This is a genomic window from Mesorhizobium sp. B3-1-7 (assembly GCF_006439385.1).
In the GTDB taxonomy this organism is placed as follows: domain Bacteria; phylum Pseudomonadota; class Alphaproteobacteria; order Rhizobiales; family Rhizobiaceae; genus Mesorhizobium.
In genome coordinates this window covers 23,300-48,652 of record NZ_VFTL01000036.1, presented here as the reverse complement: position 1 = coordinate 48,652, position 25,353 = coordinate 23,300, and the positions used below count along the sequence as shown (strand labels likewise).

Sequence of the window (25,353 nt, the reverse complement as noted above, 5' to 3'; positions counted from 1 at the left end):
TCCTCCAGTTCCCTTAAGGGCCGGCGGCCTCAAGCGAAGCCGTCGCCGCAGGGCGTTACATGGAGGCACCAATGTCCTTGCATACACTTCACCCCGAACGCGTCGACGAGACCCGCATGCAGGCCTATTCGATCTTCGGTCCTTTGCTGATTCATTCGCTGGCGCAGAAACTGGCGCTCTGCCAGGGGATACGCGAACTGGACAAGCTCGAACAATCGCTGGTGCGGCTGATCGAGGAGACCGACGTCGCCGCGCCGCAGGGCGAGGAGATGAAGGAATTCGCTGTCGAGCTCATCGTGTCGACGCTGCGCAATGTGCGCGGGCATCCCGACGCCAAGCAAGATCTGGAAGAGATCGACGGACGCCGCGCCGAAGGCCGTTCGGAAGATCCGGACACGCTGGAAGAGCAGTTGCAGTCCGGCCTTGAGGACTCCTTTCCGGCAAGCGATCCGCCGGCCGTGGTCTCGACCGCGATCACCGGCGGCTCGAAGGACATCGTCGGCACCGACGAGGTGCTGCGCCGCAAGAAGCAAGCACGCCGCAGGCAGTCCCAGACGGCGACCTGATAAGGCGGAAATCGAAGGAGGCCTGAGATGACCCAGGCGAACGACAATATACCGAACCGGCCGGGCGCCGCCGATGCGCCCTCGACCGGCAATTTGCCGACCAAGGGCGGCGACGATCCCGATGTGCGCTTCCTGGCGGAGCACACCGATCTTTCGCCGAAGCAGGCTCGGGAGTTGATCCGCGAGCACGGGCACGACCGCGACAAACTGCTCGAGATCGCACGGACCATGAAGGCGGAGGGCTGACCCTTCTACGAAAGCGAGGCAGACCATGAGCAACGAACCACATCCGGGACGGCCCGGAACGACCGAGCAATGGCCGCGCTGGGAGGGCCCGAAGGGCAACCGCCCACCGGGCTATCTGAGGCCGAAGGACGATCCCGACAAGAACCGCGACGCGGCCGGCGAGAACAACAAGGATCCAGAACGGTCCGACCTCGGCGATGTCGCTAAGAAGAAAGGTTCCTGAGGCCGATTTCACTCAGCGCAACAAGGAGCAAGCAAATGCCACGTGGCGACAAATCGAAATACTCCGACAAGCAGGAACGCAAGGCCGACCATATCGCCGAAGGCTATGAAAAGCGCGGCGTGTCCGAAAAGGAAGCCGAGCGGCGCGCCTGGGCGACCGTCAACAAGGACGACGCCGGCGGCAAGAAGGAAGGCGGTTCCGGCCGCGGCAAGCACACCGGCAATCCGGCCGCGCACAAGGGCGGCAGGACGGGCGGCAAGGCCTCCGGCGAGCGCTCCGCGGCGGACAGATCGGCTTCGGCGAAAAAGGCGGCGGCGACGCGCAAACGGAATGAGAGCCACGCGCATCATTGAGGACTTCCCCTTCTCCCCTTGTGGGTCCCACAAGGGGAGAATGCCCCTACAGTGGCATCTCCGAGGTCTGCTTGATCGTCTGGCTGGGCACATCCGTCTTGACGTTCTGCACGCCCTTGATGCGGCTCAGATGCTCCGACTGGAAGCGGCGGTAGTCGTCGATGCCGGCGGCGACGATCCGCACCATGGCGTCGCAGTCGCCCAGCATCAGATAGCACTCCATCACTTCCGGGAACTTCGCCACCTCGGCGGCGAAATGCTCGATCGTGTCCTCGTCCTGCTGCTTCAGCCAGATGCGGGTGAAGAAGGTCTGGCCGCGGCCGATCTTGGCCGGGTTGAGCACCGCGACATAGCGGTCGATGACGCCCGTCTCCTCCAAAAGCTTGACGCGGCGCAGGCAAGGCGACGGCGAGAGGCCGACTTCCCTGGCGAGATCGTTGTTGGCCATGCGCCCGTCGCGCTGCAAGGCGCGCAGGATGCGCCTGTCGATCTCATCCAGCTTCATGGTGTCAGATTCCAACCTTCGGCCAAAATACGCCATCTGCTGCCAAATATTTGCAGAAACGGCGTATCTTCGCAACCCAATTGCCGGGCGTTTCGGCTATGGTCCGGCAACCGATAACCGACAACCGAGCGGGAGAACGGCGGCCGCAAGGCCAGCCGCAGGCAAAGCCATGAGCATTTCCGAGATCGCCCTCGCCGAGGGCCAAAGCACCGATGGACGCGGTGCCGAGTTCCGGCGCGGGCTCGCCGCCTCGACGCCGGTGCTGCTCGGCATCATCCCCTACGCGCTGGTGCTTGGCGCGCAGGCCTCGCAGAAAAGCCTCGGCGTCGTCGAGGTGCCGCTGATGACCGGGCTCAACTTCGCCGGCGGCTCGGAATTCGCGGCCATCCAGCTCTGGACCTCGCCGCCGCATATCTTGCTGATCGCCGCCATCACCTTCCTGGTCAACAGCCGGCATTTCCTGATGGGCGCCGCACTTGCGCCGTTCATCAAGCATTTGCCGAAGCGACAGGTTCTTCCGGCGCTGTTCCTGATGTGCGACGAGAGCTGGGCCGTGGGCCTGGCCGATGCACAGCGCCGCGCCGCCGCCGGCCTGCGGCCGGCCTTCAGCCTGCCTTTCTATCTGGGCGCCGGCCTGCCGTTCTACCTCGCCTGGGTGGCGTTCACGACTTGCGGCGCGGCACTCGGGCCGGTGCTTGGCGACGTCGAAACATACGGCTTTGCAATGGCCTTCCCGGCCGTCTTCCTGGTGCTGCTTCGCGGCATGTGGAAGGGCGTTGCCGCGGCGCGGCCCTGGCTGGTCAGCCTGGTGGTGGCGGCGCTCGTCTATCTTGTCGTCCCCGGCGCCTGGTATGTGGCGGCCGGCGCGCTGTTCGGCCTGGTGGCCGCGTGGTTCCTGGCAGGTGAGAGATGATCGATCCGATGACCGTGCTCGCCATCCTGGCGATGGCCGGCGTGACGTACCTCACCCGCATCGGCGGCTATGTGGTGCTGAGGAACCGCACGCTCGGCCCGCGCGCCACGGCGGTGATGGCGGCCGCGCCCGGCTGCGTGCTGATCTCGGTGATCGCGCCGGACTTCGTCTCGAGGAACCCGGCCGATCTCGCCGCGCTTGCAATCACGGTGCTGGCGGCGACACGGCTGTCGATGCTGCCGACGGTGGTGATCGGGGTGGCTTCGGCTGGAGCGTTGCGGTGGCTGATGGGTGGCTGATCTCTCCCCCGACGGAGGAGACACTTAACCAGCCCGCATCCCCCGCGCGCCGCCGGTCGCCCTTGCCACGATCGCTTCCAGCGGCTCGGGCCGGTGCAGGAAATAGCCCTGGCCATAGGCGACGCCCATGCCCATGAGAATCTCCAGCGCGTTTTTCTCCTCGATCTTTTCCGCCACCACCGCGGCGCCCATCGAGCGGGCGATGCCGGTGATCGCCGAAACGATCTCGCGGTCGAAGCGGCTTTCGGCGATATGCTCGACGAAGGAACCATCGATCTTGATGGCGTCGATGGGAAAGCGCCTGAGATATTCGAACGAGCTCATGCCGGCGCCGAAATCATCGAGGCTGACGCGGCAATGGCGGAGCCTCGCCTTGCGCACGAACTCCGCCGCGGCATCGAAATTGGTGACGGCGGCGGTCTCGGTGATCTCGAAGCCGATGGCCGACGCCGGCGCGCCACTGTCGGCGATGGCCTCGTCGACGAAATCCCAGAGCTGCGGATCGGAAAGCGTCTGCGCCGACAGGTTGAAGTCGAGCGAGATGGCGCCTGCGCGCATCGCCTCGCCGTGGCGCGTCAGCGCGGCGCGGATGATCCAGCGGTCGAGCCGGGCGGCAAGGCCGAAGCGTTCGGCGACCGGCATGAAATCGCCGGGCGGGATCATCTTGCCGTTGCGGGCCTCGAGCCTGGCCAGCACCTCGACGTGGCGGCTGTCTTCCCATGGCTGGCCGAGCTGGTGGATCTCCTGGCCGAACAGCTTCAGCCGGCCGTCCTCCATCGCATCGACCAGGTCGGCGGCCAGCCGCGCGGCGTTGAGGCCGCCGGCGCCCGACGTCGTTTCCGGCGAAAACACCGCGAAGCGGTCCCGACCGCCGGCCTTGGCGGCGTAGCAGGCATCGTCGGCGCAAGCGAGCGCGTCGGCCACCGTCATGTTGCGGTCGCGCACGAAGGCGATGCCGATGCTGGCGGCAAGCCTGCGCGAGGTGATGGCAGAGCCAAGATCGGCGTTGCGCACCGCGGCGAGCACCGCGCGGGCAAGGTGCTCGGCACAGGCGTCATTGCAGTTCGGCACCAGCAGCGCGAATTCGTCGCCGCCGAGGCGGGCCGCCTGCGCCGACGCGGGCAGGCTGGCGAGGATGCCAGCCGCGACGCTCTTCAGCGCCAGGTCTCCGGCGGCATGACCGGCATAGTCGTTGAGCGCCTTGAAGTAGTCGAGGTCGACATAGAACACGGCAAGCGGCAGCCGCCCGGCCATGGCGATGTTCTCGGCAAGCAGCCGGTCGAAGGCCGAACGGTTGAGCAGCCCGGTCAGGGCGTCGTGACGCGCGGCGAAGGCAAGCTCCTCGGCGCGCCTCTTCTCCTCGGTGATGTCGCGCACCGTACCCAAAATCTGACCGGCCGAGCCGACGCCGGCAATGAAACGCACCAGCGACTCGATATGGCGGACTTCGCCGTCACGAAGGACGATCCGGTATTGCGAGGCGACGACGCTGCTAGAGCCGGGCTCGATCTGGTGGGCCCGTTCGGTGGCGTCCTTGTCGTCGGGATGAAGATAGGTGTGCCACAGGTCGGCCGTCACCTCATCGATATCGGCAACGAGGCCGAATATCTCGCGCGTGCGCGCGTCCCAATAGCTTTTCCTGGTGCCGATATCGTGGTGCCAGATGCCGGTGCCGCTGGCGGCAAGCGCGAGACGGAAGCGGACATTGACCTGCTCGAGCGCCGCCTCGGCCTCTTTCTGCCGGGTGATGTCGGTCTGCACGCCCATCAGCCTGAGCGGCTTGCCGTCGGCGTCGCGCTCGACAATGCCGCCGCGGTCGAGCACCCAGACCCAATGGCCATCCTTATGGCGCAGGCGCAGCTCGGTTTCGATGGAATCGACGATGCCCGCAATGTGCCGGTCGCCGCTCTCCTGCGCGCGCTGGCGGTCGTCGGGATGGGTGAGCTTCAGCCAGAGATCGGGCGTGTTGGCGAGTTCGTCCGCCTCATAGCCCAGCATCTTCGACCAGGTCGGCGAATAATAGCAATCGCCGGTCGACAGATTCCAGTCCCACAAGCCGAGATGAGCCCGGTCGAGCGCCTGCGCCCAGAACTTGCCGTTGCGTTTGTCGTCGTCCGCCATTCTTTGTTCTTGCCGTCCCGTCGCAGCAATACTGCATGAAAGCAGAGAAGAAAGAGTTACCGGGGGCGGTTCAGCCAATCTCCCCCCTTGTGGGGGAGATGGCCGGCAGGCCAGAGGGGGGCGTGAAGGATCGCGGCGTTGCAGGAGTTTCGATCAAGGCTGCTGGCAAAGCTGTTCGCCTGCGACAGCCTGAAACGCTGGCGGGACAGCGCCCCCTCTGCCCTGCCGGGCATCTCCCCACAAGGGGGGAGATTGCTAACCGTCCAGCCGTCTCCTCACCACCGCCGCATGGAAACGCGCGCCGTGCAGCAGGCCCTCGTCGTTGAAATCATAGGTCGGGTTGTGCAGCGGCACGGTGCCGCCATTGCCCACGAAGACGAAGCAACCGGGGACATGGTCGAGGAAGCGGGCGAAATCCTCCGAGGCGGTCATCGGCTCAGCCGCGACGCGGACAGCGTCGTCGGCCAGCACCGTACGGGCCGCCGCAAGTGCCTCGTCCACCAGCGCCGCGTCGTTGATCAAAGGCACGAACTCGCGGGTGTAAGCGACTTCAGCCGCGACGTTATAGGCCTGGGCCGTGCCCTCGGCGATGCGGCGCATCTCCTTTTCGATCGCGGCGCTCACCTCGGGCCGGAAACTGCGGCAATCGCCCAGGATGCGCGCCAGCCCCGGCAGCGCGTTGCGGGTCCCGTCGGTGATAAGCTCGGTCACCGAGACGACGCCGATATCGGCCGGGCTCAGGCGGCGCGAGACGATGGTCTGCAGGTTGACGACCAGCGCGCAGGCGGCGACCAGCGCCTCCTGACCGGCATGCGGCCGCGCCGCGTGACCGCCGAGGCCTTTGAGCACGATCTCGAAATTGTCCTCGGCCGACATGACCGGGCCGCTGCGGGTCTCGAAATGGCCGATGGGCAGGCCAGGCATGTTGTGCAGCCCGAATATCTCCTCGAAAGGGAAGCGCTCGAGCAGGCCGTCGTCCAGCATGGCCAGCGCGCCCCTGCCCCATTCCTCGGCCGGCTGAAAGATGAAGCGCACCGTGCCGTCGAAGCCGCCTTCGCGGGCAAGCAGCTTTGCCGCGCCGAGCAGCATCGAGGTATGACCGTCATGGCCGCAGGCATGCATGGTGCCGGGTGTTTGCGAGCGCCAGGCTTGCGTGCCCTGTTCGGCGATGCGCAGCGCATCCATGTCGGCGCGCAGCGCGATGGCGCGATTGCCGCTGCCGCGGGTCAGCGTGCCGACGACGCCGGTGCCGCCGACGCCTTCGGCCACCTCAAGTCCGAAGTCGCGCAGCTTTTGCGCGACGAACGCCGCTGTGCGTTTTTCCTCGAAGCCGAACTCGGGATGGGCGTGCAGGTCGCGCCGCCACGCCGTCATCTCGCTGTGCAAAGCCTGTTGGTCGAGTTCAGCCATCGTCGCCCCTCAAGCCCCTTTTCTCGACGCAATTCGGGAAGGCTACGGCGAAGTCGCCGAGCCCAACCGCTCGGCACTTTTCCTGGAATTGCTCTTTTCTTGACGCAATTCCGGACGGAAAACCGCTCGGCACTTTTCCTGGAATTGCTTTCACGCAGTCTGCAGGAACACCTCTTCCGGCGCCATCCCGACCAGCTCGGCAAAGCGGCCGTGGTCGGTCGCGCCCTCCGAGTTGATGACGAGCACGCGCGAATGCCTATCGAGGCCGAGCGCCGTGCGCTTATGCCTGTCGCCCGCGGCGCGGACCAGCCCGGCGAGGCCTGCCCCGCCGCTCTCGCCGGAGACGATGGCCGGATCGTTGCCCAGCGGCCGCGCCAGCCGCTTCATCATCGCGACCGCATCCTCCTCTTCCACCGTCATGAAGGCATCGCCGACGCGCGCCAGCACGCGCCAGGCGACCAAGGACGGCTCGGCGCATTCGAGCATCGTCATCACGGTCGGCTCCTGATTTGCGATCGTTGCCGGACGTCCGGCCTCAACCGAAGCGTAGACGCAGGCCGAGCGCCGCGGCTCGACCACCACGGCCTTCGGCCGCCTGGAGCCAAGCATGACAGCCATATGGCCGGCGACCGCCGCGGCGAAGCCGCCGACGCCGGCCTGCAGGAAGACATGCGTGGGCGGCTCTGCCATGCGCCGCAACGTCTCGCGCACGATCACCGTGTAGCCCTGCATGACCAGTCCGGGGACGCGCTCATAGCCCAGCCAGGACGTGTTGGAGACGATCTTCCAGCCGCGCTCGGCGCCGACGCGGGCGACTTCGCGCACCGCATGGTCATAGCCGCCTTCGACCTCGACGATCTCGGCGCCGAAGCGGGCGATGGCCGCGACACGCTCACGGCTTACGCCGGCATGGACGAAGATCACCGATCGCGCGCCGACGAGGCTGGCGCCCTGCGCCACCGAGCGGCCATGGTTGCCGTCGGTGGCGCAGACGAAGATCATGCTCGACGCGATCTCGCGCACCCTGGCGTCGTTTATCTCGCTGATATCGACATCGCGCCCGAGCCACTTGCCGGCCTCCTCCAATACCAGCCGCATAACGGCATAGGCGCCGCCCAGCGCCTTGAAGGAGCCCAGGCCAAGACGCTGGCCCTCATCCTTGACGTGAAGCGCCGCGATGCCGAGCTTCTGGGCCAGCGCCGGCAAGGCATGCAGCGGCGTTTCCGCATCGTTGTCGCGCGCCTTGAGGTAATGCTCTGCCCGCGCGCCGCCGGCCATGCCGAGCGACTCGGCATCAGCGGCAACCAACGGCTGGTTGTATTCTGGACGTTGGTTGAGAAGCAGCATGCTAGTCTTCCTGCTAGGCACTGAATTCTGTTGGCGGGTGCGATTCCGGCGCGATTCCGGCGCCTTGATTGGCTAAGTGATTGATTTCTGTTTCGACCAGATGTCGCCGAATGTTCGCTTCGGAAGGATTCGATACAGCCAACTTGACTATTTTTGGTGGTATTTGGCCTGACGGCGTGCCGCCGAAACGCCGTAGACACCAGCCCCCTATCAGTCGGCCGCCAGCCGGGCGGCGACGCCGAGCAGGATATTGGCGCCGGCAACAAGCTCGCTGGCGGCGGTGAACTCGGCCGGGTTGTGGCTGATGCCGCCCCGGCTCGGCACGAAGATCATCGCCGACGGCGCGATGCGCGCAATCATCTGCGCGTCGTGTCCGGCGCCCGAGGTCATGCGCCGGCACGAAAGGCCGGCGGCCTTGGCGCCATCCTCGATCAGCGAAACGATGCGGGCATCGAAGGTCACCGGCTCGAACCGCGCCAGGCTTTCGGCATGGATGGTGACACCGGTGCTTGCGGCAAGCTGGTCGAGGAAAGCGGCGAGCGCGGTTTCTTCCTCGCGAAGGTGCGTTTCAACCGGGTCGCGCAGGTCGATGGTGAAGGTCGCCCGCGACGGGATGACGTTGATGGCGTTGGGCTCGAAAGCGATGGTGCCGACGGTCGCGACCGTGCGCGTCGACGACGCATTGGCCCGGTCCGCGAGAAAGCCGATCACCCGCGCGGCGGCGACGCCGGCATCGCGGCGCATCGACATGGGCGTGGTGCCGGCATGGTTGGCCTCGCCGTCGATCGTAATGCGCTGCCACGAAATACCCTGCAGGTTCTCGACGGCGCCGATGGCGATGCCTTCGCGCTCGAGCACCGGCCCCTGCTCGACATGCAATTCGACATAGGCATGCGGCATGAGGAAGCCGGGCTCGTGGTTGCCGGCATAGCCGATGCGCTCGAGCTCCTTGCCCAGCACCGTGCCGTCGGTGCCGACCGAGGCCAGCGCTTCCCCGAGGCCGCGGCCGCCGGCAAAGACCAGCGAACCCATCATGTCGGGCGAAAAGCGCACGCCCTCCTCATTGGTGAAGGCGGCAACGACGAGCGGGCGCGCCGGCGCGAAGCCGGCCTCCTTCAGGCTCTCGATCGCTTCGAGGCCGGCAAGCACGCCATAGCAGCCGTCATAGATGCCGGCGTCGATCACCGTGTCGATGTGCGAGCCGAGCATGAGCGGCGCCTGGCTTTCGTTGGCGCCATCCTTCCATATCCCAAAAATGTTGCCGATGCGGTCGACGGCGACCTCAAGCCCTGCCTCTTCCAGCCAGCCGACAAGGCGGTCGCGGCCGAGCCTGTCCATGTCGGAAGCGGCGACGCGGACCAGCCTCCCCTGCGGATCGCGGCCTAAACCGCCGAGCTCATGGATGCGGCCCAGGAGCCGGTCGGCGTTGATCGTCAGATTGCTCATGCCGGCAGCCTTGCGTTTGCGACCTCGTCCGGCGCCATGCCGACCAGCTCGGCATAGCGGCCAGGATCCGTCGCGCCTTCGGAGTTGATGATCAGCACGCGGGAGCTGGAGTCGAGGCCGAGCGCCGCCCGTATCTTCCTGTCGCCGGCAGCGCGGATCAGCCCGGCGAGGCCTGCCCCGCCGCTCTCGCCGGAGACGATCGCCGGATCGTTCGCCTCGGGTCGCGCCAGGCGGTTCATCACCGAGATCGCATCCTCTTCCTCGACCGTCATGAAAGCATCGCCGATCCGCGACAGCACGCGCCAGGCGACCAAAGACGGCTCATAGCATTCGAGCATCGCCATCACCGTGGGCTTGCTGTGCGCGATGGCGACAGGACGCCCGGCCTTCGCGGTGGCGTAGACGCACGCCGCCCGCGCGGGTTCGACCACGATTGTCTTCGGCCGATCCTCGCCAAGCCTGATGGCGAGATGGCCGGCCACCGCCGCGGCGAAGCCGCCGACGCCAGCCTGCAGGAAGACGTGGGTCGGCGGCTCAGGCAAACGCTTCAGCGCTTCGTGCACGATCACGGTGTAGCCCTGCATCACCAGTCCTGGAATGCGCTCATAGCCCGGCCAGGACGTGTCGGAGACGACGGTCCAGCCGCGCTCGGCGGCGACGCGGGCGGCTTCCCTGACCGACTGGTCGTAGTCGCCAGCAACGCGCACCATCTGAGCGCCGAAGAGGGCGATGGCCGCCACGCGTTCGTTGCTGACGCCCGAATGGACGAAGATGACGGAGCGCGCGCCGACAAACCCGGCGCCCTGCGCCACCGAGCGTCCATGATTGCCGTCGGTGGCGCAGGCGAAGGTCATTTGCGCGGCGATCGCCCTCACCTCCGGCTTGTGCAGTTCGTCGACATCGACGGCGCGGCCGAGCCGCCTGCCGGCCTCTTCCAGCACCAGATGCATGACGGCATAGGCGCCGCCGAGCGCCTTGAAGCTGCCGAGGCCGAGGCGCTTGCCCTCATCCTTGAGGTAAAGGGCGCCGATGCCGAGTTCGCCCGCCAGCGCCGGCAAGGCGTGCAGCGGCGTCTCGGCATGGTTGTCGCGCGCGGCAAGAAAGCGTTCGGCCTCCCCGGCGCCGGCGAGCCCAAGCGTCGCGGCGTCTTCCTCGGTCAGCGGCTGGCGATGGTCCGGGTGGCGGTTGAGCAGGAACATGGGTCGGCCTTTCTGCGCCTTTGATATGCTGAAATTTATTGCAAGCGAAGCGAGAAAGGCGCTCTGTTTTGGCGCTTTAAATGCAAGTTTGTTTCGTCTGGAACGCTGACATGTCCATTTCGCCCGAACTCGACGCATTCGACCGCGCCATCCTCGCCATCCTGCAGACGGACAACACCACGCCGCAGCGCGTCATCGGCGAGAAGGTCAACCTCTCGGCGCCGGCCGTGCAGCGGCGCATCAAGCGCATGGAGGAAGCGGGCGTCATCCGCGCCAATGTCGCGCTGGTCGATCCAGCCAAGGTCGGCCACCCGATCACCATCTTCGTCGAGGTCGAGGTGGAGAGCGAGCGCGCCGAGCTGATCGACGCCGCCAAGCGCGGCTTTGCCGAAGTGCCCGGGGTGCAGCAATGCTATTACGTCACCGGCGAGGCCGATTTCATCCTCGTCGTCACCGTGGCGACGATGGCCGACTACGAAGCGCTGACCCGGCGGCTGTTCTTCGCAAACAACAACGTCAAAAGGTTTCGCACGTTCGTGGCGATGGACCGGGTCAAGGTAGGGTTGGAAGTGCCGGTGGAGTGAGGCGTCGAAGCTGCCGATCTCTCCAACAAGGGGGAGATCGGCAGTCATCCTGGCTTTCGCCAATCTCCAGCGTCTACTGGCTCGGCGCCATCGCGTGTTCGCACGACACTTTCGGGTTCATGTCGGCAAAGGTGCCGGTCGGGTTGCCTTTCCAGGCCCAGACATGCAGTTCGTAGAACTCGCCCAGACCGTAGCGGTTGGGCGCGCTGTTGAAATTGAACAGCTGGCCGTCGAGCGACGCGGGCCCTTTCGAGGTGATGTATTCGACCGCCACCAGCTTCAGCGCGCCGTTGGCCATCGGCTCGTACATGACCGCTTCCGGACGGGCGATATCGATCTTGTCGTCCTTCAGATACTGGCCGTTGACGTAGTGGATGCCCATGGCGCCGCCCGTGATGCCGCTGGCGCAAGGAATGGGCGCATAGCCCTCGGCCGTAGCGGCCTTGACGTCGAGAAACCGGCTGTTGGCCGCTCGCACCTTGTCGGCCAGCGGGCTGGCGCCGGACACGGACGCAGCCGCATGCTGATGCGCCTGCGCGAAGGTCGTGATGGCCGTCAGCGCGGCCGCTGCCATGAGAAGCCTGTTCCAAAAGTGTGGTGTCATGTTCATTCCGTTCTTCCTGAAAAAGCACGGCTTGCCGGCCGCCAAAGATGGCGGCACGACAGGCAAGCGCCGTGGCTGTTTGTGCTTGATGATCGCGGGGTCGATGCGGCGGCTGCCGATCATCCCTTCGGCAGGTACGAGATCGTTCCGGCCAGGTCGGTGTTGTCGATCAGCTGGAACCGGCTGTCGCTGCCACCCTGGCGGGCCGACACGAAGGGGGCGTAGGCCGGATCATTGGTGAAGGCTTGCGCCGCCGCTTCCGATGGGAAGGCCATCAGCGCGATCAGCGTCGTGTCGAGCGGCTTGCCCTCGAGCGTCTTCACATTGCCGCTGCGCGCCAGATATCTGCCGCCGTGCTTGTGAACGAGGTCGTGCACGGTCGCGGCGTAGTCCGGTATCCATTTCGGATCTTTCACCTTGATATCCGCGATAAGGTAAGCGGTCATGGTCAGTCTCCTGGTTGCTGCGCACAGGGGTATCCCGTGCGTCGGCCAAACGGCTCGCACGGCAGGGCTCGCGCCAACCAGTCCGCGATCTGTACCGGGCCGGTACAGTTTCTGTACTCGCCGCTTCATTCATGAAGGTCTAATGTTCCACCCAGCTTCGAGGGAGGACACAGATCATGGCCCAGCACGGATACAAGCAGTTCTGCCCGCTATCGATGGCCGCCGAGGTGCTGTGCACCCGCTGGACGATGGTGCTGATGCGCGAACTGGTGGCGGGTTCGACCCGCTTCAACGACCTGCGCCGCGGCGTGCCGAAAATGTCGCCGACCCTTCTGTCGCAACGGCTGAAGGAGCTGGAGCTGGCGGGGATCGTGGAGCGCCGGGAAGTCCCCGGCGAGAAGGGTATCTTCGACTATCGGTTGACCGAGGCGGGACGCGATTTGCGCCCGGTCGTCGAGGCAATGGGCTTTTGGGGACAGAAATGGGTCGAGTCCAGGCTGTCGTTGAAGAACCTCGATCCGTCCCTGCTGATGTGGGACATGCGGCGTAATCTGAACCCCTCGCCGCTGCCCGAGGGAAGAACCGTGATACAATTTCTGTATCAGGATCTTCCGGCGTCGAAACGCTCGTGGTGGCTGATCGTCGAGAAGCATGGCGAGGTCGATTTGTGCTGGTACGATCCGGGCTTCGAGGTCGACCTCTACGTCTCGACCGATCTCCACACGATGACCGCAATCTGGATGGGCCTGCTGACCGTCGAGACAGCCGGCGTGAAGGTTGTCCTGACCGGCGACAAGGCCATCGGCAGGAAGATGCAAACCTGGCTCGGGCTCAGCCCGTTCGCGGTCGAACCCAAGCGCGCAGCCTGAAGGCAGGCTTTGGCGATCCAGCCACGGTCGGCTGATCGCTCAAAGCCATGAAATCAAAGCTTGTCACGGTTGCCGTCCTCGGCCGCCGGCGCCAGCCACCGTGCATATACCTCGCCGACAATGCCGCGCCGGAAGATGAGCACGCAGATCATAAAGATCAGCCCCGTGGCGATCGTCACCGGAAAGCCCGAGGTGGCCAAGGTGTTTTCGAGACCGACGACAAGGCCGGCGCCCGCCACCGGACCGACCATGGTGCCGATGCCGCCGAGCAGCGTCATCAGGATCACCTCGCCCGACATTTGCCAGGTGACATCGGTGAGGGTCGCGAACTGGAAGACGATCGCCTTGGTCGCGCCGGCGAAGCCGGCAAGGGCCGCCGACATGACGAAGGCGGCGAGCTTGTAGCGGCCGACCGAATAGCCGAGCGAAATGGCGCGGTTCTCGTTTTCTCTTATCGAGCGCAGGATCATGCCGAAGGGCGAATTGACGATGCGCCAGATGGCGAAGACGCCGATGAGGAAGACGGCGAGCACGAAGAAATACATGTTCATGGTGACGTTGAGGTCGACGACGCCGAAGAGGTGGCCGCGAGGCACGCCCTGGATGCCGTCCTCGCCCTCGGTGAAGGGCGCCTGGACGCAGAAGAAATAGAACATCTGCGCCAGCGCAAGCGTGATCATCGAGAAATAGATCCCCTGCCTTCGGATGGCGAGGAAGCCCATGACGAGGCCCATGCCCGCGGCACCCGCGGTGCCGAGCAGGATGGCTGCCTCCGGCGGCCAGCCCCAGGCTTTAACGGCGTAGGCGCAGAAATAGGCCGCGCCGCCGAAGAAGGCGGCATGGCCGAAGGAAAGCAGACCGGTGTAGCCGAGCAAGAGGTTGAAGGCGCAGGCGAAGAGCGCGAAGCACAGCATCTTCATGACGAAGATCGGATAGACGAAGAAGGGCGCGGCGATCAGCGCCACGATGCCCAGCGCTATCAGCCCCCGTTCGAGCCTGAGCGAGGCGGCGGCGCGTTCCTCGTGAAGGGTTGCCTCGCTCATTTCAGGCATCCCTTCCGAACAGGCCGGCCGGGCGCAAGAGCAGCACGATCACCATGATGACGAACACGACCAGGTTCGAGGCTTCCGGGTAAAAAACCTTGGTCAGGCCCTCGGCGAGGCCGAGCATGTAGCCGGTGACGATGGCGCCGAGGATCGAGCCCATGCCGCCGATCACGACGACGGCGAAGACGACGATGATCAGGTCCGAACCCATCAGCGGACTGACCTGGTAGACGGGCGCGGCGAGAATGCCGGCGAGCCCCGCAAGGGCCGCGCCCAGCCCGTAGGTGAGCGTGAGCAGCAGCGGCACGTTGACGCCGAAGGCCTGCACCAGTTGCGGGTTCTCGGTGGCGGCGCGCAGATAGGAGCCAAGCCTCGTCTTTTCGATCAGCAGCCAGGTGCCGATGCAGACGATGAGCGAAGCCACCACCACCCAGCCGCGATAATTGGGCAGGAACATGAAGCCGAGATTGGTTCCGCCGGCGAGCAGCGCCGGCACGGCATAGGGATTGCCCGAGACGCCGTAGTAATAGCGGAACACGCCTTCGATCACCAAGGCGAGGCCGAAGGTGAAGAGCAGGCCGTAAAGCGGGTCGAGGCGGTAGAGCCGCGACAGCGCGAGGCGCTCGACCGCCATGCCGAACAGGCCGACGATAAGCGGCACAAGGACCAGCGCCGGCCAGTAGCCGATGCCCAAATGCACCAGCAGCAGATAGCCGATGAAGGCACCCAGCATATAGAGCGCGCCATGGGCGAAATTGATGATGCGCAGCAGGCCGAAGATAACAGCGAGGCCGAGGCTGAGCATGGCGTAGAAGGAGCCGTTGATCAGGCCGACAAGGAGCTGCCCGAGCAAGGCCTGGATGGGGATGCCGAAGACCGTCAACATGGCGCGATCATACCCCCAGCACTTCGTGCAACTTGTCGGTGTGCGCGGACAGCTGGCCGACGGCAAAACCCTCCACCACCTTGCCGTGGTCCATCAGGTAGAAGCGGTCGGCGATGCGGGCGGCGAAGCGGAAGTTCTGTTCCACCAGCAGGATGGTCATGCCGCGCTTCTTCAGCGTCGCCAGCAGCTCGCCGATGCGCTGGACGATGACCGGCGCCAGGCCTTCGGTCGGCTCGTCGAGCAAAAGCATCTCGACGCCGGTGCGTAGGATGCGCGCAATCGCCAGCATCTGCTGTTCGCCGCCGGACAGTTTTGTCCCTTGGCTGTCGCGGCGTTCCTTGAGGTTGGGGAAGAGCTCGAAGATTTCTTCCACGCTCATGCCGCCCTTGGCCACGACCGGCGGCAGGATCAGGTTCTCGTCGACGGTAAGGGTGGCGAAGATGCCGCGCTCTTCAGGCACGAAGCCGATGCCCTGATGGGCGACGCGGTGAAGCGGCAGGCCGATCAGGTCCTTGCCGTTGAAGGTGACGGAGCCGGTGCGCTTGCGGATCAGGCCCATGATGGCGCGCAACGTCGTCGTCTTGCCGACGCCGTTGCGGCCGAGCAGCGTCACGGTCTCGCCGCGCCTGACATCGAGGTCGACGCCGTGCAGCGCATGGCCTTCGCCATACCAGGCGTGGAGGTCGCGCACGGCAAGCAGCGGCTCACTCATGCTCGGTTCCCATGTAAGCGACGCGCACGCGCTCGTCCTGGCTGACGGTGGCATAGTCGCCGGCCGCCAGCACCTGGCCACGCTGCATGACGGTGATCCAGTCGCAGAGGTCGGCAACCACGGTGAGATTGTGCTCGACCATCAGCACGGCGCGGTCCTTCGCCAACGAGCGGATGATGCCGGAGATCATGCCGACATCCTCAAGTCCCATGCCGGCCATCGGCTCGTCGAGCAGAAGCACTTTCGGGTCGAGCGCCAGCGTGGTCGCGATCTCCAGCACGCGCTTGCGGCCGTAGGAAAGATCGCCGGCGAGCCGATACGCCGCGTCGTCAAGACCTACGATGGCGAGCAGCTCGCTCGCCCTTGGCGTGAGCTGATCCAGTGCGGCGACCGGGCGCCAGAACTGGTAGCCGAGCCCGCCTGGACGCTGCAGCGCCACGCGCACATTGTCGAGCACGGAGAGATGCGGAAAGATCGCCGATATCTGGAAGGAACGGACGAGGCCCATACGCGCCACTTTAGCCGGCGGCGCGCGGGTGATGTCGGTGCCGAGCAATTCGATCCTGCCGCTGGTCGGCTGCAGGAATTTGGTCAACAGGTTGAAGATGGTGGTTTTGCCGGCGCCGTTCGGGCCGATCAGCGCATGGATTTTTGCGTGATGGACGTCGAGGTCGACATCCTTCACCGCGACGAAGCCGGCGAAGTCGCGCCTGAGGCCGCGGGCGGAAAGCACCACCCGCGGCGCCTGATCGGTGCTGTCCGGGCGAACAGCGGTGGCGGTGTCGAGCGTCACTTGGTGACGAGCGGGCAGCCGCTGTCTTCGGCCTTCATGAAGGCCTTGTCGCCCGGAATGGTCGCCAGATAGGTGTAGTAGTCCCAGTCCTTCTTCGACTCTTCTGGCTTCTTGACCTGGTAGAGATACATGTCGTGCACCATCGAGCCGTCGGCCTGCACCTTGCCGTTGGCGGTGAAGACGTCGTTGACCGGCATTTCATGCAGTTCCTTGGCCACGGCCTCGGTCTCGTCGGTGCCGGCCTTGTCGATGGCCTTCAGATACTGCGTCACCGCCGAGTAGGTGCCGGCCTGGATCATGTTCGGCATGCGGTTGGTGCGCTTGAAGAAGCGTTGGGCGAATTCGCGGCTCTTGTCGTCGCGGTCCCAGTAAAAGCCTTCGGTCAGCACCACGCCCTGCGCCGCCTGGAGGCCGAGCCCATGCACTTCGGCGAGCGTGAAGAGAAGTGCCGCCAGCCGCTGGCCGCCGGCGACGATGCCGAATTCCGCCGCCTGCTTGATCGAGTTCGAGGTGTCGAGGCCGGCATTGGCAAGCCCGACGATCTTGGCGCCGGAGGACTGCGCCTGGAGCAGGAAGGAGGAATAGTCGGTGGAGCCGAGCGGATAGCGCACCTCGCCCAGCACCTTGCCGCCGCTGGCTTCGACCAGCTTGGCGGTCTGGTCCTTCAGCGAATAGCCGAAGGCGTAGTCGACGGTGATGAAATACCAGCTGTCGCCGCCCTGCTTGACCAACTCGCCGCCGGTGCCGACAGCCTGCGAATGGGTGTCATAGGCCCAGTGAAAACCATAGGGCGAGCACTGCTTGCCGGTGAGGTCGGTGGAGGCTGCGCCGGTGACGATGTCGATCTTCTTCTTTTCCTTGGAAAGCCCCTGGACGGCCAAGGCCACGGAAGACGTCGTGAGCTCCATGATCGCGTCGACCTGCTCGGTGTCGTACCATTGGCGCGCGATGTTGGAGGCGATGTCGGGCTTGTTCTGATGATCGGCGCTGACGATCTCGATCGGCGCGCCCTGCACCTTGCCGCCGAAATCCTCGACCGCCATCTTGGCGGCCTCGACCGACCACTTGCCGCCGAAATCCGCATAGACGCCCGACTGGTCGTTGAGGATGCCGATCTTGACCTTGCCGTCGGAGATTTCGCCGGCCGCGGCCGGCATTGCGGATGCCGCAAGGAGCGCGGCCGAGACGAGATAGGATGCTTTCACTGGTGGTTCCTCCCATATGGCAACCATGGGAAACGCGGCTGCCTCGCGATGGTTCAACAGTTCCTTCGGATTTTGGATTGGAGCCTCGATCCCGCTCTGCCGCTCCTCCTCTCGCGGGTCCTCTTGTTTGCGGGCTGGGCCACGGCGTGCCTTGGGGGCACGGGCGCGAGCCTAGCACCACATGTCGCGGGCCGAGAATGCTATTTTCGTAGCATGGCAGAAGATTGGGATGACCAGTTGCCGGAGACGATCAAGGGGCGGTCGTATGGTGATGAGGCGCCCCGGGACGGTCAAGCGCGAGCGGCGGCTTTTCTGTCCTTTGTGTTGCCCTGATCGGCCAAGTGGTAAGGGACGATCAGGACCTCTGCAGGGATATGCCATTCACGATTGAGCTTGAAAGCCATGTCCATCGTCAGCGCTCGCTTGCGGGCTAGAATCTCAGATGCACGCGACGCTGACCCGAGCAGCTTTATCAGCGCTTGCCTGCTGAGATTGGCCATCTCCATATGAGCAGTGATCGCGTCCACCGGGTCGGTTTCCGCGATAGGGTAGTGTTTTGTCTCGTATGCTTCGATAAGTTCAGCAAGAACATCGAAACGATCGGCGTCAGGCGTGCCGGGAACGGGCTCCTTGTCAAAATAGCGAGTGATCTCCGCAATCGCCCAATCGTAATCGGCTTCGGTCTTAATGGGTCGGATGTTGTCCATCACACCTTCTCCGCGTCTATCTTGTCGTACTCGGCGTGAGTGCCGACGAATTTGATGAACACTCTCTTGAACGTGTAGCTTACATGCACAATCAGCCGGTACTTATTGCCCGCAATGTCGAACACCGGACGGTTATCAGCTACGAAATCGACATTTGCGCCGAACTGTTCCTTGACGTCAGCCGGTCCCTTCCAGTCGACCTTGCTCGATGCATTGAACCAGGCCGTCAGCGGCATCCTGGATTGCGGATGCTTCGTCCAGAAGGTGACGAGCGTTTTCCTGCTGACGATTTGCATGCACCCATATAGCCATTTCCCAAACTGGGAACAAAGGGTACTTACCCAAATTGGGAAATATCCATCTCATCGACGCGCTCACCACGGCAGCGGCTTGCCGTCGCGAAAAAAGCCGCCGGTCGGGCCGTCGTCGGGCAAGGTCGCGGCCCAGACGATCCCGGCCGCTCCCTGCGCCACCGGGCGTCCGCCGGGACCGCCCATGTCGGTCGCGACCCAGCCGGGGCAGATCGAGTTGACCAGCACGCCCGCGCCGCGCAGCTCCGCGGCCAGGATGCGGGTCAGCGCGTTGAGCGTCGCCTTGCTGGTCGAATAGGCCGGGGCGCCGGCGCCCATCGAAGCGAGCGAGCCGCCTTCCGACGAGACGTTGACCAGCCGGCCATGGCCGGAGGCACCGAGCAGCGGCGCGAAGGCGGCAGCGACGCGCCAGGCGCCGAAGACATTGGTCTCGAAGGCCTCGCGGATCACCGTCCAGTCGGGCTTGAGCGCGCGCGCCGAAGGGTCGTAATGGATGGCGGCATTGTTGACCAAAACGTCGAGCCGGCCGAAGCGGCGCTCGACCTCGGCCGCGGCGCGGGCTGCGGCCTCGGACGCGGCGACATCCAGCGCGATGGCTTCGACCTTGCCGCCAAGCCGCTTCGCCGCCGCCTCGCCCTTGGCAAGATCGCGCGCGCCGATCAGCACGGTGAAGCCGAGTTCGGCGAGTTGGCGCGCCGTTTCCAGGCCGATGCCCCGATTGCCGCCGGTGACGAGCGCCACCTTGCCGGAATGATCTGTGTGGCCGGTCATTGCTTCTCCTCCTTCGGTTGTGCGTGTCGACAGCAAGATCGCATCGATCGCACCGATTGATTAGAGTGAAGAGTTCGCAATCATTATGCGATTCAGTTCATGAGTGACGGGCAATTCCGAACCCCCGCAATATTCACCACTGCCGAGGAACGCTATCGCATCTGAAAGCGCAGCCTCGCGGATCGCTACGCGAGGGCGAGGACGCGCCGGACACAATCCAGAAACAAGATTCAACAGTCGGGAAAAACTCGCGAAAAGAGCGCCTGTCATAAGCGGCACCGGAGCAGCCGATGATTTGCGGCGCGCGACACAGGACATTGTTCTTAACCAAGGAATGCCGATTATGAAAAAGACCGTTCTTTCCGCACTCGGCCTTGCCGTCGCGCTCGCTTTCGCGGTGCCGGCGCTGGGCACCACCGAAGCCAACGCCGCCGCGACGACCACCGCGACCACGACGACGACTGCTCCGGCCGCGACCACCGAGACGGCCAAGCCCGCCGCCAAGGCCGAGCACAAGAAGCATCATCGCAAGCATCACCGTCATCATGCCCGCAAGCATCATCACGTGAAGAAGCACTCGAAGCATCACGCCAAGAAGCATCACGTGCGCAAGCACCATGTGAAGAAGCATGTTGCGAAGAAGGCCGCATAAGGCCTGACGCGGTTCGAACTTCATGACCGGATGATCCCGGACCGCTTGCAAAGGGTTCAGGATCATCGCTTCCCGAAAACGCCGCCCTCCTTCCGGGCGGCGTTTTTGTTTGCGTCTACGGCTTCTTCTTCTGCGGGTGGATCGTCTCGCCGCGCTTCAGCATCGCCACCAGATCGGCGATCTTCTTCTTGCGGCCCGCCTCGGTCTTCATGTTGTGGGTGCGAAAAGCGAGCGCGAACCGGTTCTGCGCCGAAAGCTTCTCCAGCATTGCCCTTGCCTTCGGCTCGGCATCGATCGCGGCCTGCAGGTCGGGCGGGATGGTCATCTCCTTCGATCCGCCATAGGCGCGGTCCCAGCGGCCGTCGGCCTTGGCCGCCTCGACCTGCTTGAGGCCATGCTCGGTCATGCGGCCCTGCTCGATCAGGCGGGCGACGTTGTCGATGTTGATCTTGCTCCAGATGCTCTTCCTGCCGCGCGGCGTGTAGCGCTGCAGGAAACTCTTCTCGTCGAGCGACTTGCGCACCGCGTCGATCCAGCCGAAGCAAAGCACGACGTCGATCGCCTCCTTCGGCGTGATCGACGCCAGCCCCGACCCGACCTTGTGGACCTTGATCCAGACCTCGCTTTCGCTGGCGTGGTTGTCGGCTAGCCAGGCATGGAAGCTGTCGGCATCGGGGAACTCGCGCACCTTATCCGGGTCGACCTTTATCGGGGCCATCGTCACCTCGTCTTTCGTCGCCACCAGTGTGGATGATTCCGCAGCGGTTGTAGCGACGGCTGGTGCCAGTTCCTGTCAGCAGGCGCTAAATGGCTTGATCCGAGGGGCTCCTCATTTGCGAATTGAAGCGACGACCGCCGGGTCGAAGGCTACAGGATTTTCGCCAGAAAGCTCTTTGTACGGTTCCTCTGCGGATCCGAGAAAAGCGCTTTCGGCGCTCCCTCCTCGACGATCATGCCGTCATCCATGAAGATCACACGGTGCCCAACCTCCCGGGCAAAACCCATCTCATGGGTGACCACGACCATCGTCATGCCCTCAACGGCGAGGGTCTTCATGACCTGAAGCACCTCGCCCACCATTTCGGGATCGAGCGCGGAGGTCGGCTCGTCGAAGAGCATGACGTTCGGTCCCATCGCCAGCGAGCGCGCGATTGCCACGCGCTGCTGCTGGCCGCCGGACAGTTCGTCCGGATAATTCGCTTCCTTGCCGACGAGACCGACCTTGGCCAGCAATTCGCGCGCGACCCTGTTGGCCTCCTCGGTCGGAATCTTCTTGACCTTGCGCGGCCCGATCGTGACATTCTCGAGAATGGTCAGGTGCTTGAACAGGTTGAACTGCTGAAACACCATGCCGACATGCTGACGTAGTTGGTGGATGTTTGTCTTCGGGTCGGTCAACATCATGCCGGCGATTTCGATCTCGCCGCTGGTTGCCGCCTCCAAGCCGTTCAGGCAGCGCAGAAAAGTGCTCTTGCCGCTTCCCGAGGGGCCGATGACGACGACGACCTCCTTTTCCTCCACATGAGTGGTTATCCCCTTGAGGATCTCGTTGTGGCCAAAGGACTTGTGAAGGTCCTTAACGTTTATCAACTTGAAGCCTCCTCTCCAGGTAGGACGAGAACTTCGACAGCGAGAAGATGAGGACGAAATAGAGGGCGGCAATCAGCCCCCAGATCGCAAAGGACGCAAAGGTCTCGGCAATCACGATCTCGCCCTTGTAGACCAGCTCGGCGATGCCGACCGGCGCCAGCAGCGAGGTGTCCTTGATCGTCTGGGCAGCCTGGTTGACCAGCGGCGGGATCATCCGCTTGAACGCCTGGGGCAGAACGATATAGCGCATCGTCTGAAAGCCGTTCATGGCAATTGACTGCGCCGCCTCCTTCTGGCCGCGGTCGACACCGAGAATGCCCGCGCGGATGATCTCGGTGACATAGGCGCCCTCGTTCAGGCTGAGCGTGAAGGCGGCGGCGAGGATGGGATATGTCAGCTGTCCGAACCACTGGTTGACGGGCAGGATCGCCGGCAATCCAAGCACGATGAAGAAGAGTTGCACCAGCAGCGGCGTGGACCGGAAGATCTCGACATAGCCGGTGGCGATCCAGCGCAGCGGCGCAACAGTCGACAGGCGCATCAGCGCCGCGCACAGGCCGATCACCACCATCAGGATGATGGCGACGATCGAATACTGGATGGTAAGCCGCAGGCCATCGAGAATGACGGGTAGGTTTTGCCAGATGGGGCCCATGAACCGTGCCTTGGATCGCTATTCCCGCCCGCTTCGTCAGAAGACACGCATGGCGCGGCTGGCGCCATGCGTGTCGACTTGCCGGAGGAACGCTGAAGGGATCTGCCGTTTGGATGATCCGAACGGCCTCAGCCCGAAATCGCGACGGAAGCCGGTTTCTGAACCTCGTTGACGACACCACTGGTATCGCCTCCGAAATATTTCTCGAAAAGCTTCTGGTATTCGCCGCTCTGCTTGATCTTGGCGAGGCCGGCATTGATCTTCTCGACAAGCTCCGGCTTTTGCTTGCTGATGGCGATGCCGTAATATTCGCCAGTCAGCAGCGGGCCCACGGTCTCGACGTTGTCGTGGCCGGCCTTGAAGTTGACGTTGACAGGATTGTCGAAGATGACCGCGTCGGCCCCGCCGGTTTCGAGCGCCTGATAGGCTGCATCGATGCTCTGGAACTGCTTCACATAATCCGGCGCGAAGCCATGACCGGTCAGGTAGTCGACCGACGAGGTTGCCTTCTTGGTCGCGACCACGTGGCCCTTGAGATCGTCGAAGCCCTTTATGCCGGAGTCTTTCTTCACCAGCACCGAAAGGCCGGATTTGTAATACGCGTCGCTGAAATCGACGTTCTGCATGCGGCTGGTCTTGATCGTTATTCCGGCAACCGCGGCGTCGATCGAGCCGGCCTGCAGACTCGGGATGATCCCGTTGAACGGCAGTGTTTTCAGGCTGACCGTCATGTCCTCGGCCTTGGCGATCGCCTTGATCATGTCGATGTCGAAGCCCGTGACTTCGCCATTCGTCTCGGTCTCGAATGGCGGGAAGGTCGTGTCGGCACCGACCACGATGTTGGTTGCCGCGCTCTGCGCGGCCGCCATGGGCGTTGCGCCGAATGAAAATACGAGGCCGGAAACCATCGACGTTGCCAGCATGATAAGCGACTTGTTGTTCACAGATATCTCCTTTCGGCGGGCATTCGTCTGCTGAAGGCGTCGACGATCAGGAGTGGTGCGCAATGCATGAACTCGGAGCCCGTACCGTGCATCTGGATCGGGCCGCGCCCAAGTCAAGGTTGCCGCAGTTGCGGTTCCTCAGGAAGAGCCGCGGCCGGCGGATTTCATGCGCGGCCAGGTCTCGCGACCGGTTATGCCAGAGCCTGCGGTAGAAGTGGGGCGAGCGCGTCGACCCCCGCCATCGGAGCTTCCTATGGCACCATCGGATTCTTCCGTTTCCGCTTCGCGCGGCGGCCTGCCAAACCCTGTCCAGGCAAAAGAAAGGCATGGACATGGACAAGCAGAGAATCCTGATCGTCGGCGGCAGCTCGGGCATGGGGCTGGCGCTTGCCAAGCGCTGTCTCGAGGAAGGCGCCGGCGTCATCATCGCCGGGCGCGGGCAGGCGAAGCTGAGCGCGGCGCGGGAAGAACTCGGCCAGCCGGGCACGCTCGAGACAGCCGTGGTCGATATAAGCCGCGAGGACGGGGTCGCAGCGCTTTTCGAGCGCATCGGCAGGCTCGACCATATCGTCAGCACCGCCGCCGCCATCGAAGGCGCCTACCGCCTGTTGCCGGAGATCGAGCTTTCGGCCGCGCAGCGGGTGGTTGAAAGCAAATTTTACGGGCCGCTGCTGCTCGCCAAGCATGGCGCGCCGAAGCTGCCGCCGACCGGTTCGCTCACCTTCGTCTCCGGCATCGCGGCCTATCGGCCGGCGGCTCGCGGCTCGGTGGTCGCAGCCGTCAACGCGGCGCTGGAAGGGCTGGTAAGAGCGCTGGCTTTGGAACTCGCGCCGATCCGCGTCAACGCCGTGTCGCCCGGCTGGGTCGATACGCCGATATGGGAGTTCGTCTCCGGCGACGGGAAGGCGCAGACGCTGGCCGCCATGGCGGAGCGATTACCCGTGGGGCGGGTCGGAAGGCCCGACGACATCGCCGACGCAATCCGCTTCCTGATCGGCAATGGCTTTACGACGGGAGAGACGCTGCATGTCGAGGGCGGGCACCGGCTGGTTTGACCGGGACGAAGCCCTCCCCTAGAGCGGTCAGCAACGCTTTCAACGCCGGCGGCTGGACGCGGCGGCGGCGCCAGATCATCACCACGTCCGCCGAGCGGACCGAGCCGGGCCAGGCGAGCTCGGCCACCTCGCCGCGATCGATCGCGGCGACGACAGCGAGCCGCGGCACAAGGCCAAAGCCGGCGCCGGCCGCCACCAGCCCGGCTATGGCGTCGATGCTGCCGGCTTCGGCGGCCAATCTTGGCTTGCCAAGACCTGCCTCGGCAAACGCCTTGTCGACCATGGCGCGGTAGACGCAGCCGGTTTCGGTGGCGACGAAAGGCTTTTCGGCCAGCGCCGCCAGATCGACATCCGCCCGGTTGTCGCCCGGAGGCGCGATCAGCGCCAGCGGCTCGACCGCAACGGCGCGCCTGGCAAGGCGCGGGTCCGTCTCATGGGCATCGGATCGCTCGAAGCAGAAAGCGACGTCGATCTCGCCGTCGCCCAGCCTGCGCAGCAACTCGCCGCTGCCGGCGATCCGCAGCTTGATATCGATGCCGGGATGGTCGGCGCGGAAACCAGCAAGCCATGGCGCCAGCCTTGCCGCGGCGATCGTCTCCAGCGCGCCGATCGACAGGCTGCCGGCCGCCTCGGCGCTGGTGGCATCGATGGCGGCGCGGGCGTCGTCGGCAAGCGCCAGCAGGTCCTCGGCATAGGGTTTCAGCGCCTCGCCGGCCGGCGTCAGGGTGAGCCCCTGCCGCGAGCGGGTGAAGAGACTGGCGCCAAGCTCGGCCTCCAGCGCCTGGATCTGATCGCTGACGCTCGACTGGGCGAGATGGAGCTCCCGCGCCGCGCGCGTGACGTTGCGGGTGCGCGCGACCGCGAGGAAGGTCTTCAGCAGCCGGGGATGCATCGG

General features: G+C 64.7%; 31 protein-coding genes. 10 read left to right on the top strand and 21 right to left on the bottom strand.

Translation table 11 applies throughout. The features are described 5' to 3' along the window. Nucleotides 1–71 precede the first annotated feature (71 nt). The 4 genes from FJ417_RS25980 to FJ417_RS25965 are packed head-to-tail and all read left to right on the top strand — an operon-like array spanning nucleotide 72 to nucleotide 1,388. On the top strand, nucleotides 72–566 hold the full coding sequence (locus FJ417_RS25980) for a hypothetical protein (protein ID WP_140640888.1): 495 nt from the start codon (nucleotides 72–74) through the stop codon (nucleotides 564–566). Nucleotides 567–593: 27 nt separating this feature from the next. Further along, complete coding sequence (locus tag FJ417_RS25975; RefSeq protein WP_140652012.1) at nucleotides 594–812, top strand: hypothetical protein; 219 nt, start codon at nucleotides 594–596, stop codon at nucleotides 810–812. A 25-nt stretch (nucleotides 813–837) separates the two neighbouring features. After that, nucleotides 838–1,035 carry a hypothetical protein gene (locus FJ417_RS25970; protein ID WP_140640884.1) on the top strand — a complete coding sequence of 66 codons (198 nt, stop codon included), beginning with the start codon at nucleotides 838–840 and terminating at the stop codon, nucleotides 1,033–1,035. Nucleotides 1,036–1,070: 35 nt separating this feature from the next. Continuing rightward, nucleotides 1,071–1,388: a plasmid stabilization protein gene (locus FJ417_RS25965; RefSeq protein ID WP_140652014.1), complete on the top strand. Its 318-nt coding sequence runs from the start codon at nucleotides 1,071–1,073 to the stop codon at nucleotides 1,386–1,388. Nucleotides 1,389–1,434: 46 nt separating this feature from the next. On the opposite strand, the gene FJ417_RS25960 is transcribed toward FJ417_RS25965, so the two are convergent. Next, complete coding sequence (locus FJ417_RS25960; RefSeq protein ID WP_140785396.1) at nucleotides 1,435–1,893, bottom strand: Lrp/AsnC family transcriptional regulator; 459 nt, start codon at nucleotides 1,891–1,893, stop codon at nucleotides 1,435–1,437. Between the two features lie 169 nt (nucleotides 1,894–2,062). Here FJ417_RS25960 and FJ417_RS25955 point away from each other — a divergent pair, with 169 nt between their 5' ends. Together FJ417_RS25955 and FJ417_RS25950 are read left to right on the top strand one after the other, a co-directional pair. Next, nucleotides 2,063–2,806, top strand: a complete 744-nt coding sequence (locus FJ417_RS25955) for an AzlC family ABC transporter permease (protein WP_140785395.1) — start codon at nucleotides 2,063–2,065, stop codon at nucleotides 2,804–2,806. Continuing rightward, nucleotides 2,803–3,105: an AzlD family protein gene (locus FJ417_RS25950; protein ID WP_140785394.1), complete on the top strand. Its 303-nt coding sequence runs from the start codon at nucleotides 2,803–2,805 to the stop codon at nucleotides 3,103–3,105. Before FJ417_RS25955 ends, FJ417_RS25950 begins: the two co-directional genes overlap by 4 nt. Nucleotides 3,106–3,129: 24 nt before the next feature. On the opposite strand, the gene FJ417_RS25945 is transcribed toward FJ417_RS25950, so the two are convergent. The 5 genes from FJ417_RS25945 to FJ417_RS25925 all read right to left on the bottom strand — a co-directional run bounded on the left by FJ417_RS25945 (nucleotide 3,130) and on the right by FJ417_RS25925 (nucleotide 10,628). After that, nucleotides 3,130–5,226: an EAL domain-containing protein gene (locus tag FJ417_RS25945; protein WP_140785393.1), complete on the bottom strand. Its 2,097-nt coding sequence runs from the start codon at nucleotides 5,224–5,226 to the stop codon at nucleotides 3,130–3,132. Nucleotides 5,227–5,481: 255 nt separating this feature from the next. Beyond that, nucleotides 5,482–6,636, bottom strand: coding sequence for a M20 aminoacylase family protein (locus FJ417_RS25940; RefSeq protein ID WP_140785392.1), 1,155 nt, complete (start codon nucleotides 6,634–6,636; stop codon nucleotides 5,482–5,484). A 150-nt stretch (nucleotides 6,637–6,786) separates the two neighbouring features. Beyond that, on the bottom strand, nucleotides 6,787–7,983 hold the full coding sequence (locus FJ417_RS25935; protein ID WP_140785391.1) for a diaminopropionate ammonia-lyase: 1,197 nt from the start codon (nucleotides 7,981–7,983) through the stop codon (nucleotides 6,787–6,789). A gap of 210 nt (nucleotides 7,984–8,193) precedes the next feature. Beyond that, nucleotides 8,194–9,429 (bottom strand): Zn-dependent hydrolase, encoded by a 1,236-nt coding sequence (locus FJ417_RS25930; protein WP_140785390.1) that lies wholly within the window; start codon nucleotides 9,427–9,429, stop codon nucleotides 8,194–8,196. Next, nucleotides 9,426–10,628, bottom strand: a complete 1,203-nt coding sequence (locus FJ417_RS25925) for a diaminopropionate ammonia-lyase (protein ID WP_140785389.1) — start codon at nucleotides 10,626–10,628, stop codon at nucleotides 9,426–9,428. The genes FJ417_RS25930 and FJ417_RS25925 overlap by 4 nt, the downstream gene beginning before the upstream one ends. Nucleotides 10,629–10,738: 110 nt before the next feature. Between FJ417_RS25925 and FJ417_RS25920 the strand changes: the two genes are divergently transcribed. Then, nucleotides 10,739–11,212, top strand: coding sequence for an Lrp/AsnC family transcriptional regulator (locus tag FJ417_RS25920; protein WP_140785388.1), 474 nt, complete (start codon nucleotides 10,739–10,741; stop codon nucleotides 11,210–11,212). 73 nt (nucleotides 11,213–11,285) lie between these two features. Here the strand turns inward: FJ417_RS25920 and FJ417_RS25915 are convergent, their stop codons facing one another. Together FJ417_RS25915 and FJ417_RS25910 are read right to left on the bottom strand one after the other, a co-directional pair. Continuing rightward, nucleotides 11,286–11,822 (bottom strand): hypothetical protein, encoded by a 537-nt coding sequence (locus tag FJ417_RS25915; RefSeq protein ID WP_181182579.1) that lies wholly within the window; start codon nucleotides 11,820–11,822, stop codon nucleotides 11,286–11,288. Nucleotides 11,823–11,935: 113 nt separating this feature from the next. Beyond that, a complete protein-coding gene (locus FJ417_RS25910) occupies nucleotides 11,936–12,262 on the bottom strand; it encodes a DUF1330 domain-containing protein (RefSeq protein ID WP_140785386.1) in 327 nt (108 codons plus the stop codon). A 176-nt stretch (nucleotides 12,263–12,438) separates the two neighbouring features. Between FJ417_RS25910 and FJ417_RS25905 the strand changes: the two genes are divergently transcribed. Further along, nucleotides 12,439–13,131 carry a helix-turn-helix domain-containing protein gene (locus tag FJ417_RS25905; RefSeq protein ID WP_140785385.1) on the top strand — a complete coding sequence of 231 codons (693 nt, stop codon included), beginning with the start codon at nucleotides 12,439–12,441 and terminating at the stop codon, nucleotides 13,129–13,131. Between the two features lie 53 nt (nucleotides 13,132–13,184). Here FJ417_RS25905 and FJ417_RS25900 read toward each other — a convergent pair whose 3' ends face one another. From FJ417_RS25900 to FJ417_RS25865, 8 genes are all read right to left on the bottom strand, one after another. After that, the gene (locus tag FJ417_RS25900; RefSeq protein WP_140785384.1) at nucleotides 13,185–14,174 is read right to left on the bottom strand and encodes a branched-chain amino acid ABC transporter permease; all 990 of its coding nucleotides are present in this window, start codon (nucleotides 14,172–14,174) and stop codon (nucleotides 13,185–13,187) included. Between the two features lies 1 nt (nucleotide 14,175). Then, complete coding sequence (locus tag FJ417_RS25895) at nucleotides 14,176–15,063, bottom strand: branched-chain amino acid ABC transporter permease (protein WP_140785383.1); 888 nt, start codon at nucleotides 15,061–15,063, stop codon at nucleotides 14,176–14,178. Between the two features lie 7 nt (nucleotides 15,064–15,070). Beyond that, nucleotides 15,071–15,775 (bottom strand): ABC transporter ATP-binding protein, encoded by a 705-nt coding sequence (locus FJ417_RS25890; protein ID WP_140645511.1) that lies wholly within the window; start codon nucleotides 15,773–15,775, stop codon nucleotides 15,071–15,073. Beyond that, nucleotides 15,768–16,568, bottom strand: a complete 801-nt coding sequence (locus FJ417_RS25885; RefSeq protein ID WP_140785382.1) for an ABC transporter ATP-binding protein — start codon at nucleotides 16,566–16,568, stop codon at nucleotides 15,768–15,770. Before FJ417_RS25885 ends, FJ417_RS25890 begins: the two co-directional genes overlap by 8 nt. Next, nucleotides 16,565–17,773 carry an ABC transporter substrate-binding protein gene (locus FJ417_RS25880; protein WP_140652046.1) on the bottom strand — a complete coding sequence of 403 codons (1,209 nt, stop codon included), beginning with the start codon at nucleotides 17,771–17,773 and terminating at the stop codon, nucleotides 16,565–16,567. Before FJ417_RS25880 ends, FJ417_RS25885 begins: the two co-directional genes overlap by 4 nt. Nucleotides 17,774–18,063: 290 nt before the next feature. Then, nucleotides 18,064–18,480 carry an XRE family transcriptional regulator gene (locus FJ417_RS25875; RefSeq protein WP_140645508.1) on the bottom strand — a complete coding sequence of 139 codons (417 nt, stop codon included), beginning with the start codon at nucleotides 18,478–18,480 and terminating at the stop codon, nucleotides 18,064–18,066. Beyond that, on the bottom strand, nucleotides 18,480–18,776 hold the full coding sequence (locus FJ417_RS25870; protein ID WP_140785381.1) for a type II toxin-antitoxin system HigB family toxin: 297 nt from the start codon (nucleotides 18,774–18,776) through the stop codon (nucleotides 18,480–18,482). Before FJ417_RS25870 ends, FJ417_RS25875 begins: the two co-directional genes overlap by 1 nt. A 78-nt stretch (nucleotides 18,777–18,854) precedes the next feature. Further along, nucleotides 18,855–19,562: an SDR family NAD(P)-dependent oxidoreductase gene (locus FJ417_RS25865; protein ID WP_140785380.1), complete on the bottom strand. Its 708-nt coding sequence runs from the start codon at nucleotides 19,560–19,562 to the stop codon at nucleotides 18,855–18,857. 343 nt (nucleotides 19,563–19,905) lie between these two features. Between FJ417_RS25865 and FJ417_RS25860 the strand changes: the two genes are divergently transcribed. Then, nucleotides 19,906–20,214: a hypothetical protein gene (locus tag FJ417_RS25860; protein ID WP_140710066.1), complete on the top strand. Its 309-nt coding sequence runs from the start codon at nucleotides 19,906–19,908 to the stop codon at nucleotides 20,212–20,214. A gap of 115 nt (nucleotides 20,215–20,329) precedes the next feature. Here the strand turns inward: FJ417_RS25860 and FJ417_RS25855 are convergent, their stop codons facing one another. The 4 genes from FJ417_RS25855 to FJ417_RS25840 all read right to left on the bottom strand — a co-directional run bounded on the left by FJ417_RS25855 (nucleotide 20,330) and on the right by FJ417_RS25840 (nucleotide 23,403). Then, a complete protein-coding gene (locus tag FJ417_RS25855) occupies nucleotides 20,330–20,932 on the bottom strand; it encodes a YdeI/OmpD-associated family protein (RefSeq protein WP_140785379.1) in 603 nt (200 codons plus the stop codon). A 149-nt stretch (nucleotides 20,933–21,081) separates the two neighbouring features. Beyond that, nucleotides 21,082–21,804, bottom strand: a complete 723-nt coding sequence (locus tag FJ417_RS25850) for an amino acid ABC transporter ATP-binding protein (protein ID WP_140645503.1) — start codon at nucleotides 21,802–21,804, stop codon at nucleotides 21,082–21,084. Then, the gene (locus FJ417_RS25845) at nucleotides 21,791–22,459 is read right to left on the bottom strand and encodes an amino acid ABC transporter permease (protein ID WP_140645502.1); all 669 of its coding nucleotides are present in this window, start codon (nucleotides 22,457–22,459) and stop codon (nucleotides 21,791–21,793) included. Before FJ417_RS25845 ends, FJ417_RS25850 begins: the two co-directional genes overlap by 14 nt. A 128-nt stretch (nucleotides 22,460–22,587) precedes the next feature. Further along, the gene (locus tag FJ417_RS25840) at nucleotides 22,588–23,403 is read right to left on the bottom strand and encodes a basic amino acid ABC transporter substrate-binding protein (RefSeq protein ID WP_210240670.1); all 816 of its coding nucleotides are present in this window, start codon (nucleotides 23,401–23,403) and stop codon (nucleotides 22,588–22,590) included. A gap of 326 nt (nucleotides 23,404–23,729) precedes the next feature. Here FJ417_RS25840 and FJ417_RS25835 point away from each other — a divergent pair, with 326 nt between their 5' ends. Next, nucleotides 23,730–24,458 carry an SDR family oxidoreductase gene (locus FJ417_RS25835; protein ID WP_140785378.1) on the top strand — a complete coding sequence of 243 codons (729 nt, stop codon included), beginning with the start codon at nucleotides 23,730–23,732 and terminating at the stop codon, nucleotides 24,456–24,458. Here FJ417_RS25835 and FJ417_RS25830 read toward each other — a convergent pair. Next, nucleotides 24,409–25,350: a LysR family transcriptional regulator gene (locus tag FJ417_RS25830; RefSeq protein WP_140785377.1), complete on the bottom strand. Its 942-nt coding sequence runs from the start codon at nucleotides 25,348–25,350 to the stop codon at nucleotides 24,409–24,411. The genes FJ417_RS25835 and FJ417_RS25830 overlap by 50 nt on opposite strands. Nucleotides 25,351–25,353: the final 3 nt, after the last annotated feature.